Source organism: Micromonospora sp. SYSU B005 (assembly GCF_055362685.1).
Genome location: NZ_JAXCFU010000004.1, coordinates 200497 through 216551 on the forward strand (window position 1 = coordinate 200497; position 16055 = coordinate 216551).

A 16055-nucleotide genomic window follows, 5' to 3' on the forward strand; every position below is an offset into this window, starting at 1 on the left:
CGTACCGGTTCGGGCGCGGCAACGAGATGGCGCGCGACGCCTCCCGGGTGGAGGCGTTCAGCGACGCGGTGATCGCCATCGTGCTCACCCTGATGGCCGTCGAGCTGCTGTCGTTCGACCCGGACACGCCGCAGGACGACGGGCTGCCGGCCGCGCTGCTGCACGAGTGGCGCGCCTACCTGGCGTACGTGATCACCTTCGCCATCGTCGGCCAGGTCTGGCTGACCCACCACAACATGTGGCGTTACGTCCGCCGGGTCGACCAGATGCTGCTGGTGCTGAACCTGCTGCTGCTGATGTTCGTGGCGGCGATCCCGTTCACCGCCGACCTGCTCGCGGACAACCTGCGCGGCACCGTCGGTGACCAGCGGCTGACCGCCGCGCTGTACGCGGGCGTGGTGCTCGGTGAGGCGCTGTTCTTCAACCTGAGCTGGTGGTGGGCGCGCCGCCGCGGACTGCTGCAACCGGGCCTGGACCCGAGGCTGGCGCGGGCGGTGGCCCGCCGGTTCCGCCTCGGTCCGCTGCTCTATCTGGTCGCGTTCGCGATCGTGTTCGTCGACCCGGTGCTGAGCCTGCTGGCGTACCTGCTGCTTGTCGGCGTCTACCTGGTGCGCGGTCCGGGCGACCTCCCGCCCGCCGGCCAGGAGGCGCCCGAGACGCCGTGAGGACTCAGCCCAGGTCGGCGAGGATGCGGCGGGCGGCGTTGTGCCCGGCCGCGCCGATCACGCTGCCCGCCGGATGGCAGCCGGCGCTGCCCGCGTACACCCCGTCCACCCCCGTCGCGTACGGCATCCGGTCGGTGAACGACACAGTGTTGTCGACGTGGTGGATGTGTCCGCCGGTGATCCCGAAATGCGCCTCGATGCCGGGCGGCGGCAGCGGCACCGCGTCCGCGACCAGGTCACCGGCGCCCGGGGCGTACCGCTCGCAGATCGCGATCAGCCGCTCCACGTAGCCGGGCAGCGCCGCGTCCCAGGTGGTGCCGGCCAGCTCGTAGGGGACCGACTGCACGAACAGCGCCGACGAGTGGTGCCCCGCCTCGTCGGACAGCGACGGGTCGACAGTGGTGTGCAGGTACCACTCGATCGTCGGCTCCTCCGGCAGCCGCCCGGCCCGCACGTCCGCCCACATGCCGCGCAGCGCCGCCATCGGCGACTCGCCGCCGTCGCCGACGAGCGAGGCCGAGCCGGGCAGCAGGTGGATGGTCGACCCGAACGGGCTCGGCGCGTCGGTCGGCAGGCAGGAGAAGCGCGGCAGCCCGGTCAGCGCCAGGTTGAGCTTGAGCGTGGTGCCGGGGCGGCGGACCGCCGCCATCCGCGCGCCCAGCTCCGCCGGGAGCGCGCCGTCGGGCAGCAGCCCCATCAGCCGGTACGGGTCACAGGCGCCGAGCACCACCGGGGCGTCCACCTCCCGCCCGTCGGCGAGCGTCACCCCGGCGGCGGCGCCTCCGGCCAGCCGGATCGCGGTGACCGGCGCGTCGGCCACGATCCGCGCCCCGGCGCGCACGGCGGCCTCGGCGAACGTGCGGGACACCGTACCCATGCCGCCCCGGGTGATCATCCAGGTGCCGTCCGCGCCTGGTAGCCGGCACATGTTGTGCACCAGGAAGTTGTGCCCGGTGCCGGGGTCGTCCGGGCCGGCGTTCAGCCCGGACAGGCCGTCGGTGACCGCGTACATGCTGACCAGCAGCTCGGAGCGGAAGTCGAAGCGGGCCAGGTGGTCGGCCACCGAGCCGCGTACCAGGTCGACGAAGACCTGCCGCAACGCGGGCCGCACGTAGCGCTCGGCGGTCTCCTCGACCGGCAGCGGCTCGGCCAGCCACGCCGGGGCGAGATCCTCCCGCAGCTGGGCCAGCTCGGCGTGGAGCGCATCGTCGGCGGCGACGTCGGCGGGGGAGAACATCTCCGCGAGCTGCCGCCGGCTCGCCGCCACGTCGCTGCCGGCCAGCAGGTACGGCGAACCGAGCCCGCCCGGCGTGGGCAGGAAGTAGTGCGGGTCGCGGCGCAGCACCGGGATGGTCACGTCGAGCGTGGCCAGCAGCTCCGGCGGCATCAGCCCGAGCAGGTACGACCCGGTGGAGTGACGCAGCCCCGGCACCTTCGGGAACGGGTTCTCGGTGCGGGTCGCCCCGCCGATCACGCCGGACGCCTCCAGCACCAGCACGTCCAGGCCGGCGCGGGCCAGCAGGATCGCCGAGACCAGGCCGTTGTGCCCGGCGCCGACCACCACGACGTCGGCGCGGGACGGCAGCTCACTCGCGTCGCTCATGGGCCGGAGCGTAGCGGCGGGCGAGCTATTGCGGGAGGGTTCGCCCTGGGGCGCTACCGTTCCGGGCATGTCCCCGGCTGTCCAGATCGCGCTCGCGGTGGCGCTCGTCGTGGTGGTGCTCCTCCTCCTGCTCGTGCTGCGGCGCGACCGTCCCCGGGACCTGGTCGCCCCGGATCGCCCGGCCGGCGACGGGCAGGCCGAGGTGCTCCGGCTGGCCCGCGCGGGGCGTACCGTCGAGGCGGTCAAGGTGCTGCGCGAGCAGACCGGGCTGTCGCTGCTGGACGCGAAGCGGGCGGTGGACGCGCTGACGGCCGGTGGAACCTGGTCGCCCGGCCCTCCGGCCCCCGGAAAGGGCGTCGACGAGGCGGTGCGGGCCGAGGCCGCGCGGCTGCTGTACCAGGGGAAGAAGATCCAGGCGATCAAGGTGGTGCGGGAGCACACGCACATGTCGCTCGCCGACGCCAAGCGGTACGTCGAGGGCCTCTGACGCCGGACGGCCGTCACCGGGCGTTCACTCTATAGTGGCGGTGGTCGATGCATTTCTCGTCCTACCGTCGACGGGACACCCACCGCCTCCGGGAAGGTCACCCCCGATGGATCGTCGTACCGTCCTGCGTGCCACAGCCGTCGGTGGCGCCGCCGCCTTCGCCGGTGGTCTCTGGGCCGCCGCTGCCGCCCCGGCCCAGCCCGCCCAGCCCGGTCCCGGCCCGTACGGCGACCTGCTGGCCGCCGACGCCAACGCCCTCCAGTTGCCGGCCGGCTTCACCAGCCGGGTGATCGCGCGGTCCGGGCAGCGGGTCGCCGGCACCTCGTACACCTGGCACCCGGCGCCCGACGGCGGCGCCTGCTTCCCGGCCGGCGACGGCTGGATCTACGTCTCCAACTCGGAGGTCCCGCTCGTCGGCGGCGCCTCGGCGGTGCGGTTCGCCGCCGACGGCGCGATCGCCGCCGCGTACCGGATCCTCGGCGGCACGAACGTCAACTGCGCGGGCGGGCCGACCCCGTGGGGGACGTGGCTGTCCTGCGAGGAGGTGCCGCTGGGGCGGGTCTTCGAGACCTGGCCCGAGGGCGGCCGGTCCGGCGAGGAGCGGACCCGGATGGGCCGCTTCAAGCACGAGGCGGCGGCCTGCGACCCGCAGCGGCGGGTGGTCTACCTGACCGAGGACGAGGGCGACGGCTGCTTCTACCGGTTCGTCCCGGACACCTGGGGTGACCTGCGCACCGGCAAGGTGCAGGTGCTGTGCGCCCCGGACGGCCAGGTGACCGGCCCGGTGACCTGGCGGGGCCTGCCGGACCGCGACGGATTCCCGGTGCCCACCCGCTACCAGGTGGGCGCGGCGCAGACGTTCGACGGCGGCGAGGGCTGCTGGTACGCCGACGACACCTGCTGGTTCACCACCAAGGGGGACAACCGGGTGTGGGCGTACGACGCGGTGAACGAGCGGCTCGACCTCGCGTACGACGACTCACTGGTGCCGGCCGGTGCCGCGCCGCTGACCGGCGTCGACAACATCACCGGCACTGCCGGCGGTGACCTCTACGTGGCCGAGGACGGCGGCAACATGGAGATCAACGTGATCACCCCGGCCGGTGTGGTGGCACCGTTCCTGCGGCTGCTCGGGCAGCCCGAGTCGGAGATCACCGGGCCGGCGTTCTCGCCGGACGGCAGCCGGCTCTACTTCTCCTCGCAGCGCGGCACCAGCGGCGCCCGGGCCGGGACCGGCGGCATCACGTACGAGGTGCGCGGCCCGTTCCGGCGCTGACCTCCCGCCGTCAGGCGCGGGCCGCCTCCCGGGTGGCCCGCCACCGGCTCGCCGCCAGCGTGGCCGAGTAGCCGGACAGCACGATCACGTGGAACAGGTACAGCCAGAGCAGCACCGCCACGCCGCCGCCGATCTCGTCGAACCCGCCGAACGGCACGCCCAGGTCCAGCGGCAGCGAGCAGAACAGCACGAAGCCGTGCACGAAGCCGGACAGGTTCGCCGCCGTGAACGAGCCCAGGCCCACTGTGGCGAGCCAGTCCGGCGAGGCCGGGCCGACCACCCGGAACACCCAGATCAGCACCGGCGTGAGCACCAGCCACACCGCGAGGAACGACAGCACCACGCCGAGCGCGCCGATCCAGCCGCCCTGGCGTACCAGCCGGGTGGTCATCGGCAGCCCGAGCAGGATCGACAGCAGCAGCACCGGGGCCGGCGCCAGCAGCGGGAGCAGCAGCAGGCGCCCCCGCCAGCCGACCAGCGCGCCGGACTCGGCGCGCGGCTCGGCCACCGAGACGAAGGCGCGGCGCAGTCCTTCCCCGTAGAGCGAGGCCGGCAGCAGCGACGCCAGCGCCAGCAGCGGGGTCAGCCCCAGCCCGGCCTCGACGAGTGCGGCCGCCGCCCGGTGGGCGCCGATCTCGGTGGGCAGCGTGTCGATCGCGTACCCGGTCAGCCGCCGCACCCGGTCCGCCCCGGCGAGCAGCCCGGTCAGCCAGATCGCCAGCAGCGCCACCGGCACCACGGCGATCGCGCCGTAGAAGGTGATCGCGGCGGCGTGCAGCGACAGGTCCCGGCCGCGGACCGGCCGGAACGCCGCAGCCGTGATCCGCTTGGTCCGCTCCCACCCGTCGCCCATCGCCCTCTCGTTCCCCGTACGAGCCCGCGCCACGCATTACGATCCGGCGGCATGACGATCGCCACGACCGACCGGCTGGTGCTCCGCGACTGGACAGAGTCGCCGGACGACCTGGCCCGGATCTACGACATCTACTCACGGGACGAGGTGATGCGCTGGCTGGGCGGCGGCAAGGGGCGGATGACCGACCCGTCCGAGGCGCGCGAGCGGGTCCGGATGTGGCACGAACGCTGGGCGCCGTACGACGGCCGGTGGGGCCTGTGGGCGATCGAGCCGCGTGCCGGCGGGCCGGTGGCGGGGAGCATCCTGCTCAAGCCGCTGCCGGGACGCGACGGCGTCACCCTGACCGACGACATCGAGGTCGGCTGGCACCTGCACCCCGACGCCCAGGGCAACGGTTACGCGACCGAGGCGGCCCGCGCGGTGGTGGAACGCGAGTTCGCCACCGGCACCCCGAGGGTGTACGCGGTGGTGATGGCCGGGAACGACCCGTCGATGGCGGTGACCCGGCGCCTCGGCATGACGCACGAAGGCGTGCGCACCGACTGGTACGGCGGGGTCGAACTGGAGACCTTCGTCCTGGAACGTCCGGCCTGAGCCGTGCCGTTGGCAGTTCGCCCTCGGCCTCCTACGGTGGTGGGGACGCGGGGGAGGCACGGATGGTCGACGGTGGCGACGCAGCGCGTTGGCTGCACCTCCACGCCGCCCGGGGCGGTCCGGACGACCTGTCGCTCCTGGTGAACCGGGTCGCGCCCGTCATCGGGGCCACCGACATCGTGATCTACCTGGCCGACTACACGCAGTCCTCGCTCGTACCCCTGGTCGGCGCGGGCGCGCCCCGGGACGAACTCACGATCGAGACGACGCTGGCCGGCCGGGCGTTCACCGGCCTGCAGGTGCAGCGCGCCCCTGACCGCCCGGACCGGCTCTGGGTGCCCCTGCTGCTCGGCTGCGAACGGCTGGGGGCGCTGGAGATCGTGTCGTCGCGCGCCGGCGACCCCGCGCTGGACCGGCCGGCCTGGGAGGTGGCGGTCGCCGTCGCTCAGGTCCTGGTGAACCGCCGGCTCTACGGCGACGTCGTGGAACGGATCCGCCGCCGCCTGCCGATGCAGGTCGCCGCCGAGACCGTGTGGGGGCTGCTGCCGCCGCTGACCTTCGCGACGGACGAGCTGGTGATCACCGCCATCCTCGAACCGTGTTACGACGTCGGCGGGGACATCTTCGACTACGCGCTCAACGGTGACGTGCTCAGCGTCGGGCTCTTCGACACCTGCGGGCACGGGATCAAGGCGAGCGCGTTGGCCTCGCTCGTGGTCAGCGCGTACCGCAACGCCCGGCGCACCGGTCTCGACCTGGTCGACACGGCGATCAGCATCGACAGGTGGGTCCGCTCCGAACACCCCGGCCTGTTCGCGACCGCGCTACTCGCCGAACTCGACCGGCGGACCGGCGTGCTGCGGACCATCAACGCCGGCCACCCCGGCGCCATGCTGCTGCGGAACGGCAAGGCCGTCCGGGCACTGCCCGGACCGACCGCGCTGCCGCTCGGGCTGGGCAACCTGTCGACGCGGCGCCCGCGGGCGCACGAGGAGGCGCTGCACCCGGGCGACCGCATCCTCGCCTACACCGACGGCATCACCGACGCCCGGGGCGACGACGGGGAACGGTTCGGGCTGGACCGGCTCGTCGACTTCGTCGAGCGTGCCCTCAACGAGCGGCTGCCCAGCCCGGAGACGATGCGCCGGCTGGTGCGCGCCGTCCTCGCCTACCAGCAGGACGAGCTCGACGACGACGCCACCGCGCTGTTCCTGGAGTGGCAGCCCTCGCACCTGCCGTTGGAGCACCTGGAGCACCTCACCGCGCCAGACGGGACGATCGCGTCCCCGTAGCCCGGTGGAGACCTACGCCCGGGAGCGCCTCGCCTGACCGTTCGGCGGGACAGGCGCACAGTGGGTGCGACCGGCGGCTCCGAGAACGTGTGATCCTCCGGTGCGATCGGCAGGTTTCAGCGCTGCCAGGTGAGAGGATGAGGCATTCAGTGAGGTGGAGAAGGTGAGCGCCCCCATGTCGACCGACGCCGAGCGCAACCCGGACTGGCCGAGCACGTTTCACGTGCCGGCCGACGAACTCGCACGGCGCCAGGGCGTCGAGCCGGTCACCAGTCTCGACGACCTTGCCCGTCCGGACCTGATCGAATCGGACGAGGAACTGGACCGCTTCCTCGCCGACCTGTACGCCTCCCGGCGCGAGGGACTGGCTTGAGCATCATCGTCCTGGACACCGACGTGGCTTCGGCGATCCTGCGAGGCCGAGTGGACGAGCGGTTGAGAGCGCGGCTGACCGGGTCGACCCTCGCCATCACCTTCGTAACGTTGGGGGAGTTGACCAAGTGGACCGTGGTCCGCAGCTGGGGCCCGCGCAAGTTGGCTGACCTGGCGCTCTGGCGCCGGAACCTGGTCCTGCTGCCCTTCGACGAGGCCGTCGCGGTGCGTTGGGGCCGAATTCAGGCCACGGCCCAGCTCCGTGGACGGCCGCGGCCGGTCAACGACTCATGGATCGCCGCATGCTGCCTGGTCCACAGGCTTCCGCTCGCGACCTTCAACGGCAAGGACTACGCGGACTTCGCCGACCATGACGATCTAAAGCTCCTCGACCTGGCCTGACCACGACCCGTCCCGGGGCCGTTGGATCTGCTCGGGTGTCTTGACCAGCCCACGACGAGGAGGCGCTCGAGGCGTGATCGACACCAGTTCGCCGAAGTGGTGGCATCGCGGCGGCTGGGATGCCACCACCTCGGGGAAGTGGAGTGGATCATGTCGCCGGGCACTCCGGGACGAACCGGGGTGAGGCGCTGGGGAACAATGGTCCGGTGACCACTCCCCGAGATCTCGTGCTGCTCGGCTCGACCGGCTCGATCGGCACCCAGGCCATCGACATCGTCAAGCGCAACCCGGACCGCTTCCGGGTGGTTGCCCTCGGCGCGGGTGGCGGCAACGTGGAGTTGCTCGCCGCGCAGGCGCTGGAGCTGGGCGTGGAGGCGGTCGGTGTGGCCCGCGCGTCCGCCGCGCAGGATCTTCAGCTCGCGTTCTATGCCGAGGCGAGCCGGCGCGGCTGGGCCACCGGTGACTTCAAGCTGCCCAAGATCGTGGCCGGGCCGGACGCGATGACCGAGCTGGCGCAGTGGCCGTGTGACGTGGTGCTCAACGGGGTGGTGGGCTCGCTGGGCCTGCCGCCGACGCTGGCCGCGCTGCACGCCGGTCGTACCCTCGCGCTCGCCAACAAGGAGTCCCTGGTGGCCGGCGGCCCCTTGGTCAAGGCCGCCGTCTCGCGGCCGGGGCAGATCGTCCCTGTTGATTCCGAGCACTCGGCGCTGGCGCAGTGCCTGCGCGGCGGCGCCCGGGGCGAGGTACGGCGGCTGGTGGTCACCGCCAGTGGTGGCCCGTTCCGGGGGCGGCGGCGGGACGAGCTGACCGCCGTGACGCCGGAGCAGGCGCTGGCGCACCCGACCTGGAACATGGGCCCGGTCGTGACGATCAACTCCGCCACGATGGTCAACAAGGCGCTGGAGGTGATCGAGGCGCACGAGCTGTTCGACGTGCCGTACGCCGACATCGAGGTGATGGTCCACCCGCAGTCGGTGATCCACTCGATGGTCGAGTTCACCGACGGGTCCACGCTCGCCCAGGCCAGCCCGCCGGACATGCGACTGCCCATCGCGCTCGGTATCGGCTGGCCGGACCGGGTGCCCGGCGCCGCCGCGGCCGTCGACTGGACCACCGCCCACACCTGGGAGTTCTTCCCGCTCGACGACGCGGCGTTCCCGGCTGTCGCGCTGGCCAAGGCGGCGGGCGAGGCCGGGCGCTGCCGCCCGGCGATCTACAACGCGGCGAACGAGGAGTGCGTGGCGGCGTTCGTCGCGGGCCGGCTGCCGTTCCTCGGCATCGTCGACACCCTCCAGCGGGTGCTGGAGGACGCTCCCGATTTCGACGAACCAGGTACCGTCGAGGACGTGCTCGCCGCCGAGTCGTGGGCACGGGCGCACGCCCAGGAGATCATCGTCGGGTCGGTGGAAGGAGCTCGATGAGCTATCTGCTCGGGGTGGTGCTGTTCGCCCTGGCGATCCTCATCTCGGTGAGCCTGCACGAGGCGGGGCACATGCTCACCGCCAAGGCGTTCGGGATGAAGGTCACCCGCTACTTCGTCGGCTTCGGCCCGACGCTCTGGTCGTTCAAGCGGGGCGAGACCGAGTACGGCATCAAGGGCATCCCGCTCGGCGGCTTCTGCAAGATCGTCGGCATGACCCCACAGGACGACGACGTCGAGCCGGGGGACGAGAAGCGCGCCATGTGGCGCTACCCGGTGTGGAAGCGGACGATCGTGATGTCCGCGGGCTCGATCACCCACTTCGCCCTGGCCCTGATCGCGCTCTGGATCATCGCGGTGTCGGTGGGGCTGCCGAACCCGAAGTTCCCCAGCACCGAGGCCGGCTTCCGGGCCGAGCCGGCGGTGATCGCCATCGCGCCGTGCGTGGTGGTGGAGAACGCGGCCCGCGCCTGCGAGTCCGGCGACCCGGCCAGCCCGGCCGAGAAGGCCCAGCTCAAGGACGGCGACCGGATCACCGCGGTGAACGGCAAGCCGGTCTCGACCTGGGGCGACATGCTCGACGTGGTCCGGGCCACCCCGCCCGGCACGGCCACCGTCGCCTACGTGCGTGACGGCAAGCCGGCCGAGGCGCGGGTCGACCTGGCCTCGGTGCAGCGTCCGCCGCTGGGCGACCCGAAGGGTGCCACCTCGTCGGTCTCCGCGCTCGGCGTGGCGCTCTCGCCCAGCACTCCGACCCGGGTCGAGTACGGCCCGGTCGCCGCGTTCGGCGCCACCGCCGACTTCACCGGCACCATGGCCGTGCAGACCGCGCACGCCATGCAGCGCATCCCGCAGAAGGTGCCCGCGTTGTGGAACGCGATCACCGGCGGCGAGCGCGACGTGGACACCCCGATCAGCGTGGTCGGCGCCAGCCGGCTCGGCGGCGAGGCCGTGGAGAACAACGCCTGGCTGGTGTTCTTCATGCTCTTCGTGTCGCTGAACTTCTTCATCGGCGTGTTCAACCTGCTGCCGCTGCTCCCGCTGGACGGCGGCCACATCGCCATCGCCTGGTTCGAACGGGCGCGGTCCTGGCTCTACGCGCGCATCGGCCGCGCCGATCCGGGGCGTGTCGACTACCTCAAACTCATGCCGTTCACGTACGCGGTGATCCTGATCGGTGGCGCGTTCACGCTGCTGACGGTCACCGCCGATGTCATCAACCCCATCACGCTCTTCTCAAGGTGAGTGCCTGAAGTGACCGCTGTCAGTCTCGGTATGCCCCCCGTACCGCCGCCGCCGCTGGCCCCGCGCCGGGCCAGCCGCCAGATCATGGTCGGTTCGGTGCCGGTCGGTGGTGGCGCGCCGGTCTCGGTGCAGTCCATGACCACCACCCTCACCGCCGACGTCAACGCCACGCTCCAGCAGATCGCCGAGCTGACCGCGTCCGGCTGCCAGATCGTCCGGGTCGCCGTGCCGTCGCAGGACGACGTGGAGGCGCTGCCGGCGATCGCCAAGAAGTCGCAGATCCCGGTGATCGCCGACATCCACTTCCAGCCGAAGTACGTCTTCGCGGCGATCGACGCCGGCTGCGCCGCGGTCCGGGTGAACCCGGGCAACATCCGGCAGTTCGACGACAAGGTCAAGGAGATCGCGCGGGCCGCCGGCGACGCGGGCGTGCCGATCCGGATCGGCGTCAACGCGGGCTCGCTGGACAAGCGCCTGCTGGCCAAGTACGGCAAGGCCACCGCCGAGGCGCTGGTGGAGTCGGCGCTGTGGGAGTGCTCGCTGTTCGAGGAGCACGGCTTCCGGGACATCAAGATCTCGGTGAAGCACAACGACCCGGTGGTGATGATCCGCGCCTACCGGCTGCTGGCCGAGAAGTGCGACTACCCGCTGCACCTCGGCGTGACCGAGGCCGGCCCGGCGTTCCAGGGCACGATCAAGTCGGCGGTGGCGTTCGGCGCGCTGCTGGCCGAGGGGATCGGCGACACCATCCGGGTCTCGCTGTCCGCCCCGCCGGTCGAGGAGATCAAGGTCGGCAACGCGATCCTGGAGTCGCTGGGCCTGCGCGAGCGCGGCCTGGAGATCGTCTCCTGCCCGTCCTGCGGCCGGGCGCAGGTCGACGTCTACAAGCTGGCCGAGGAGGTCACCGCTGGGCTGGAGGGCCTGCCGGTGCCGCTGCGCGTCGCGGTCATGGGCTGCGTGGTGAACGGTCCGGGTGAGGCCCGCGAGGCCGACCTGGGTGTGGCCTCCGGCAACGGCAAGGGCCAGATCTTCGTCAAGGGCAAGGTCGTCAAGACCGTGCCCGAGGCGCAGATCGTGGAGACGCTGATCGAGGAGGCGCTGCGGATCGCCGACGAGATGGGCGCCGAGATCCCCGAGGAACTGCGTGACCTGGTGCCGGGCGGCGCCACCGTCACCGTGCACTGATCTGTTCTCCGCGTCGTCGTGCGGCCGTCCCCGTTCGGGGGCGGCCGCACGCGCCGTCTCAGGGCCGGGGCACGGCGGCGAAGGGGGAGAGGGTGAACCAGCCGGGCGCGGCGCGCCGCAGCGCCTCCGGCCCGGCCAGCTCCACCGCGCCGCCGCGCAGCGCCGCGGCCCACTCCAGGTCGCCCATCCAGACCTGGACCAGCGCGCGCAGGTCCGCCGTGACCGTCACCGCCACGTCGTGCCCGGGGTCGATGTCGCAGACGTCGGCTTCGCCCGCGGCGATCACCATCCACCAGTCGCGCTGCGTCGTGGGCACGTCCCGGAAGCGGAACCGCACGACGGTACGCCCCGGCGGGACCGCGTCGTGGTCGACGTGCCGGTGCATGTCCCACAGCAGCAGCTTCGGGTCCAGGTCGGCGTCGCCCAGTTCGCCGATCCAGCGCACGCCCCAGGCGCCGAGCGCCTCCAGCACGGGCCGCAGTTCGCGTCCGGCGGCGGTCGGGACGTAGCGCACGTCGGCGCCGTCGACGCGCCGCTCCACCACCCCGGCGCGGACGAGCTGGTGCAGCCGGCGGGACAGCAGGGTCGGTGACATCCGGGGCAGGCCCCGGCGCAGCTCGTTGAAGCGTTCCGAGCCGCTGACCAACTCCCGGACCACGAGCAGCGTCCACCGCTCGTCGAGCAGTTCCATGGCCTTCGCCACGGGGCAGAACTGGTGGTAGGAGGCCCCCATGGCGGGCACGCTACGCCCGGCCCGCCGCCCCGGCCAGGCGCCTGTCGGGAGCGGTACAGATCTCGTACTGGGGGCCGGGTCGTCCGCTGCCTAGCGTCCTGTGCAGGGACGACTGTGAGGAGCGACTGATGATCGAGGAACGGGAACAGGACGCCGCGGTGAAGGCCCGGCACCGTGCGATGTGGGCGATGGGTGACTACGCCGCCGTGGCCGCGCAGGTGATCCCGGAGCTGGGGGCGACGCTGGTCCGCGCCGCCGGGGTGGCGCCGGGCATGCGGGTGCTGGACGTGGCGGCCGGGACCGGCAACGCGGCTCTGCCGGCGGCCCGGGCCGGTGCGGAGGTGGTGGCCGGCGACCTCACCCCGGAGTTGCTGGCGATCGGGCGGGCCGAGGCCGAGCGGGAGGGCTTGACGCTGACCTGGGAGGAGGTGGACGCGGAGGCGCTGCCGTACGCGGACGCCGCGTTCGACGCGGTGCTGTCGTGTGTGGGCGTGATGTTCGCGCCCCGGCACCGGGCCGCCGCCGACGAGGTGCTGCGGGTGTGCCGGCCTGGCGGGACGATCGGCCTGGTCAACTGGACCCCGGAGGGCTTCGTGGGCCAGTTGTTCGCGGCCATGCGGCCGTACGCGCCGCCACCGCCGCTGGGTGCGCAGCCGCCCCCGCTCTGGGGCGACGAGGACCATGTCCGGGAGTTGTTCGGCGACCGGGTCGACGCGCTCCGGCTGGGGCGCGACGCCGTGGTGGTGAACCGGTTCGCCACGCCGGAACAGTTCCGGGACTTCTTCGCCACCCACTACGGGCCCACAGTGGCGGTCTACCGGGCGAACGCGGGCGACCCGGAGCGCACGGCCGGTCTCGACCGCGCGCTGACCGACCTGGCGGCCCGGCACCTGGACGGCGGCGTGATGCGCTGGGAGTACCTGCTCGTCACCGCGCGCCGCGCCTGACGGCACGCCGGTCGTCGTCCGGCCGGCGTGCCGTCGCGGCGGCGGTGTTCACTCGGACTCGGCGAGGATGGCGTAGAGCTTGCGCCGGGTCTCGTCGAGCACCTGGGCGGCCCGGGCGCGCTGGTCGTCGGTGCCGGTGGTCATGACCTGCCGCAGCGCCTGCATGGCCTGCGCCCCGGCGTCGCGGATGTCGTGCCAGCTGTTGACTGTCTGCTCGGCGAACTCCGCCCAGGGCGGGGTCTGCGCCGCGTCGGCCGCCTCGGCCTGCCCCGCCTCGGTCAGCGCGAACCGCTTGCGCCCGCCCTCGGAGTCGGCGGCCGTGGCGATGACGCCCTCGTCCTCCAGCAGTTGCAGTGTCGGGTAGATCGAGCCGGGGCTGGGCCGCCAGGCCCCGCCGGTGCGGGAGTCGATCTCCTGGATCATCTCGTAGCCGTGCATCGGCCGCTCGGTGAGCAGGGCCAGCACCGCGCCGCGGACGTTCGGCCGCCGTCCGCGTCCCCGGCCGCCGCGCCCCCGCCCGCGACCGTGCGGTCCGGGGGAGAAGGGCGGCGGACCCGGAGGTACGGGCGGGAAGCCGAAGCCGCCGTGGCGGCGCATCTCGTCGTGCATGGCGTGCATGCGTCGATGGAAACTCATCAGTGGTTCTCCTTCTGTCGTCGTATCACTGATGCATCAACGATATATCGGCAATGCATCGCCAGCAAGACGTCGCGTAAACCGGACTGCAAACCGTACGTACGTATTGTTAGGCTGCCGGTGTGCGCCTGCTTCCCGAACCGGGCCCGTCCCGGACCCTCGCCCTCTCCACGCTCGTCAACACCGTCGGGCGGGGCACCTGGCTCACCGCCAGCGCGCTGTTCCTCACCCGGTCGGTCGGGCTCTCGGTGGCCCAGGTCGGCGTGGCGCTCACGCTCACCGCGCTGGTCAGCCTGGTGGCGAGCACCCCGATGGGCTATCTCGCCGACCGCCTCGGCCCGCGCGGACTCCAGATGGCCGCGCTGCTCGCCTCGGCCGCGTGCACGACCGCCCTGGTCACCGTGCGCTCCTTCACCGGCTTCCTGGTCGTCGGCATGCTGATGGCGGTCGCGGACGCGGGCACCCGGGGTGCCCGGGGCGCGCTGATCGCCGGCGCCGTACCGCCCGACCAGCGGGTCCGCACCCGCGCCTACCTGCGCGCCGTCACCAACGTCGGGATCTCGGTGGGCACCGTGCTGGCCGGGTTCGCGCTCGCCGCCGACACCCGCGGCGCGTACGTCACGCTGATCCTGCTCGACGCGGCCACCTACGTGCTGGCGGCGGCCGTGCTGCTGCGGCTCCCGCCGGTGCCGCCGATGCCCGCCCCGGCGCACGGGCCACGGCTGATCGCGCTGCGGGACCGCCCGTTCCTCGCCTTCACCGTGCTGGACGGGCTCATGTCCATGCACTTCTCGCTGATCAACATCGCCCTGCCGCTCTGGATCGCCGGGCACACCAGCGCACCGAACTGGCTGATCTCCGTCTGCCTGCTCGTCAACACGGTGGTGGTGATCCTGTTCCAGGTCCGCGCCTCGCGGGGCACCGAGGACCTGACCGGCGCGGGCCGGGCCGCCCGCCGGGCCGGCGTCCTGCTCGCTGCCGCCTGCGCGCTGTTCGCCGCAGGGGGCGGCGTACCGGTGGCGGTGGCGGTGCCGCTGCTGCTGGCCGGCGCGCTGGTGCACGTGGTGGGGGAGCTGTGGCACGCGGCGGCCGGCTGGGGCATCTCCTTCGGCCTGGCCCCGGCGCACGCGCACGGGCAGTACCAGGGCGCGTACGGGATGGGCATGCAGCTCGGTTCGATGGTCGCCCCGGTGGTGGTGACCACGCTCGCGATCGGCTGGGGCGTGCCCGGCTGGCTGGTGCTCGGCGTGGTGTTCCTGCTGCTCGGCACGCTGGTGCCGCCTGTGGTGCGATGGGCCGCCCGGACCCGGCCGGCCGCGCCCGAACCGGTGCCGGCGGCGGCCGGCTGAGGGCCGTGCGGCAGGTGCCCGGTCGGCCCGCGCGCGCCGGGGTGGATCTGGCAGGCTGGTAGCCGTGCTCACGGTGCCGGTACGCCAACTCGGGGAGTCGGAGCGCCGCGCGGTCGAGCGGCTGCTCGACCTCGACCCGTACGCCGCCGCGCAGGTCGCCGAGCGGGTGGCGGCACGCGGTCTGGCCTGGTGGCGGGCCGAGGCGCGGATCCTCGGGTACGGCTCCCGCCGGCACCTGGAGTCGATCTGCTGGCTGGGCGGCAACCTGACCCCGGTGCTCGCGTCCGAGTCGGCGGTGACCGCGTTCGCCGACCAGTTGAGCGCCGAGGAGCGGCTCTGTTCCTCGATCGTGGGCCGGGCCGACGCGGTGCTCGGGCTCTGGGACCGCCTCTCCGCGCACTGGGGGCCGGCTCGGGACGTACGCCCGAACCAGCCGTTGCTGGCGACGGACGCGCTGCCCGCCGTGGCGCCCGACCCGCACGTGCGTCGGGTGCGCGGCAACGAGGTCGACCGGCTGTTCCCGGCGGCGGTGGCGATGTACACCGAGGAGGTCGGGGTGTCGCCGCTGGCCGAGGACGGCGGGCGCGGCTACCGGCGGCGGGTGACCGAGCTGGTGCGCGCCGGCCGTGCCTACGCCCGCTTCGTCGACGGGCGGGTGGTCTTCAAGGCGGAGCTGGCAGTGGTGACCCGCCGGACCGCGCAGGTGCAGGGCGTCTGGGTGGCGCCCGAGTGGCGCGGCCGGGGCATCGCCACCGCCGCGATGGCGGCAGTGGTACGCGACGCGCTGGAACGGGTCGCGCCCACGGTGAGCCTCTACGTCAACGACTTCAACCTGCCCGCCCGCCGGGTCTACGAGCGCTGCGGCTTCCGCCCGGTCGGCACGCTCGCCACAGTGCTGTTCTGAGGATCACTCCCGCCAGACGTCCCGATCCGGACACCCGGCGCTATGCTGGGCATGTTTTTATACTGACTAGTCAGTGCGGAATTCGGGAG

General features: G+C 73.0%; 17 protein-coding genes. 13 read left to right on the plus strand and 4 right to left on the minus strand.

Annotation, left to right across the window (positions count from 1 at the left end; all coding sequences use genetic code 11):
• Positions 1-26 precede the first annotated feature (26 nt).
• Positions 27-665 (plus strand): TMEM175 family protein, encoded by a 639-nt coding sequence (locus SM452_RS12525; protein ID WP_030269894.1) that lies wholly within the window; start codon positions 27-29, stop codon positions 663-665.
• 4 nt (positions 666-669) lie between these two features.
• On the opposite strand, the gene SM452_RS12530 is transcribed toward SM452_RS12525, so the two are convergent.
• The gene (locus tag SM452_RS12530) at positions 670-2268 is read right to left on the minus strand and encodes a phytoene desaturase family protein (RefSeq protein ID WP_463839958.1); all 1599 of its coding nucleotides are present in this window, start codon (positions 2266-2268) and stop codon (positions 670-672) included.
• 67 nt (positions 2269-2335) lie between these two features.
• On the opposite strand from SM452_RS12530, the gene SM452_RS12535 reads away from it, so the two are divergent.
• Together SM452_RS12535 and SM452_RS12540 are read left to right on the plus strand one after the other, a co-directional pair.
• Complete coding sequence (locus SM452_RS12535; RefSeq protein WP_262014808.1) at positions 2336-2755, plus strand: ribosomal protein L7/L12; 420 nt, start codon at positions 2336-2338, stop codon at positions 2753-2755.
• Positions 2756-2861: 106 nt separating this feature from the next.
• Positions 2862-4031 (plus strand): alkaline phosphatase PhoX, encoded by a 1170-nt coding sequence (locus SM452_RS12540; protein ID WP_355506895.1) that lies wholly within the window; start codon positions 2862-2864, stop codon positions 4029-4031.
• 10 nt (positions 4032-4041) lie between these two features.
• On the opposite strand, the gene SM452_RS12545 is transcribed toward SM452_RS12540, so the two are convergent.
• The gene (locus tag SM452_RS12545; protein ID WP_355506897.1) at positions 4042-4884 is read right to left on the minus strand and encodes a YhjD/YihY/BrkB family envelope integrity protein; all 843 of its coding nucleotides are present in this window, start codon (positions 4882-4884) and stop codon (positions 4042-4044) included.
• 51 nt (positions 4885-4935) lie between these two features.
• On the opposite strand from SM452_RS12545, the gene SM452_RS12550 reads away from it, so the two are divergent.
• The 7 genes from SM452_RS12550 to ispG all read left to right on the plus strand — a co-directional run bounded on the left by SM452_RS12550 (position 4936) and on the right by ispG (position 11397).
• Positions 4936-5481, plus strand: a complete 546-nt coding sequence (locus SM452_RS12550) for a GNAT family N-acetyltransferase (protein ID WP_355506899.1) — start codon at positions 4936-4938, stop codon at positions 5479-5481.
• A gap of 62 nt (positions 5482-5543) precedes the next feature.
• On the plus strand, positions 5544-6773 hold the full coding sequence (locus tag SM452_RS12555) for a PP2C family protein-serine/threonine phosphatase (protein WP_355506902.1): 1230 nt from the start codon (positions 5544-5546) through the stop codon (positions 6771-6773).
• A 175-nt stretch (positions 6774-6948) separates the two neighbouring features.
• Complete coding sequence (locus SM452_RS12560; RefSeq protein ID WP_262014813.1) at positions 6949-7146, plus strand: hypothetical protein; 198 nt, start codon at positions 6949-6951, stop codon at positions 7144-7146.
• Positions 7143-7547 carry a type II toxin-antitoxin system VapC family toxin gene (locus tag SM452_RS12565; protein WP_262014814.1) on the plus strand — a complete coding sequence of 135 codons (405 nt, stop codon included), beginning with the start codon at positions 7143-7145 and terminating at the stop codon, positions 7545-7547. The genes SM452_RS12560 and SM452_RS12565 overlap by 4 nt, the downstream gene beginning before the upstream one ends.
• A 206-nt stretch (positions 7548-7753) precedes the next feature.
• The gene (gene dxr, locus SM452_RS12570; RefSeq protein ID WP_047894153.1) at positions 7754-8968 is read left to right on the plus strand and encodes a 1-deoxy-D-xylulose-5-phosphate reductoisomerase; all 1215 of its coding nucleotides are present in this window, start codon (positions 7754-7756) and stop codon (positions 8966-8968) included.
• Positions 8965-10212 (plus strand): M50 family metallopeptidase, encoded by a 1248-nt coding sequence (locus tag SM452_RS12575; RefSeq protein ID WP_355506905.1) that lies wholly within the window; start codon positions 8965-8967, stop codon positions 10210-10212. Before dxr ends, SM452_RS12575 begins: the two co-directional genes overlap by 4 nt.
• 9 nt (positions 10213-10221) lie before the next feature.
• Complete coding sequence (gene ispG, locus SM452_RS12580) at positions 10222-11397, plus strand: flavodoxin-dependent (E)-4-hydroxy-3-methylbut-2-enyl-diphosphate synthase (RefSeq protein ID WP_013474403.1); 1176 nt, start codon at positions 10222-10224, stop codon at positions 11395-11397.
• Between the two features lie 58 nt (positions 11398-11455).
• Here ispG and SM452_RS12585 read toward each other — a convergent pair whose 3' ends face one another.
• Entirely contained in the window at positions 11456-12130 is a 675-nt protein-coding gene (locus SM452_RS12585) for a winged helix-turn-helix transcriptional regulator (RefSeq protein WP_355506908.1), read from the minus strand.
• Between the two features lie 128 nt (positions 12131-12258).
• Between SM452_RS12585 and SM452_RS12590 the strand changes: the two genes are divergently transcribed.
• Positions 12259-13077 (plus strand): class I SAM-dependent methyltransferase, encoded by an 819-nt coding sequence (locus SM452_RS12590; protein WP_463839959.1) that lies wholly within the window; start codon positions 12259-12261, stop codon positions 13075-13077.
• A 48-nt stretch (positions 13078-13125) separates the two neighbouring features.
• Here the strand turns inward: SM452_RS12590 and SM452_RS12595 are convergent, their stop codons facing one another.
• Positions 13126-13713: a PadR family transcriptional regulator gene (locus SM452_RS12595; protein WP_262014820.1), complete on the minus strand. Its 588-nt coding sequence runs from the start codon at positions 13711-13713 to the stop codon at positions 13126-13128.
• 122 nt (positions 13714-13835) lie between these two features.
• Here SM452_RS12595 and SM452_RS12600 point away from each other — a divergent pair, with 122 nt between their 5' ends.
• Together SM452_RS12600 and SM452_RS12605 are read left to right on the plus strand one after the other, a co-directional pair.
• Positions 13836-15062: an MFS transporter gene (locus SM452_RS12600; RefSeq protein WP_262014821.1), complete on the plus strand. Its 1227-nt coding sequence runs from the start codon at positions 13836-13838 to the stop codon at positions 15060-15062.
• Positions 15063-15126: 64 nt separating this feature from the next.
• Positions 15127-15966: a GNAT family N-acetyltransferase gene (locus SM452_RS12605; protein ID WP_262014822.1), complete on the plus strand. Its 840-nt coding sequence runs from the start codon at positions 15127-15129 to the stop codon at positions 15964-15966.
• Positions 15967-16055 lie beyond the last annotated feature (89 nt).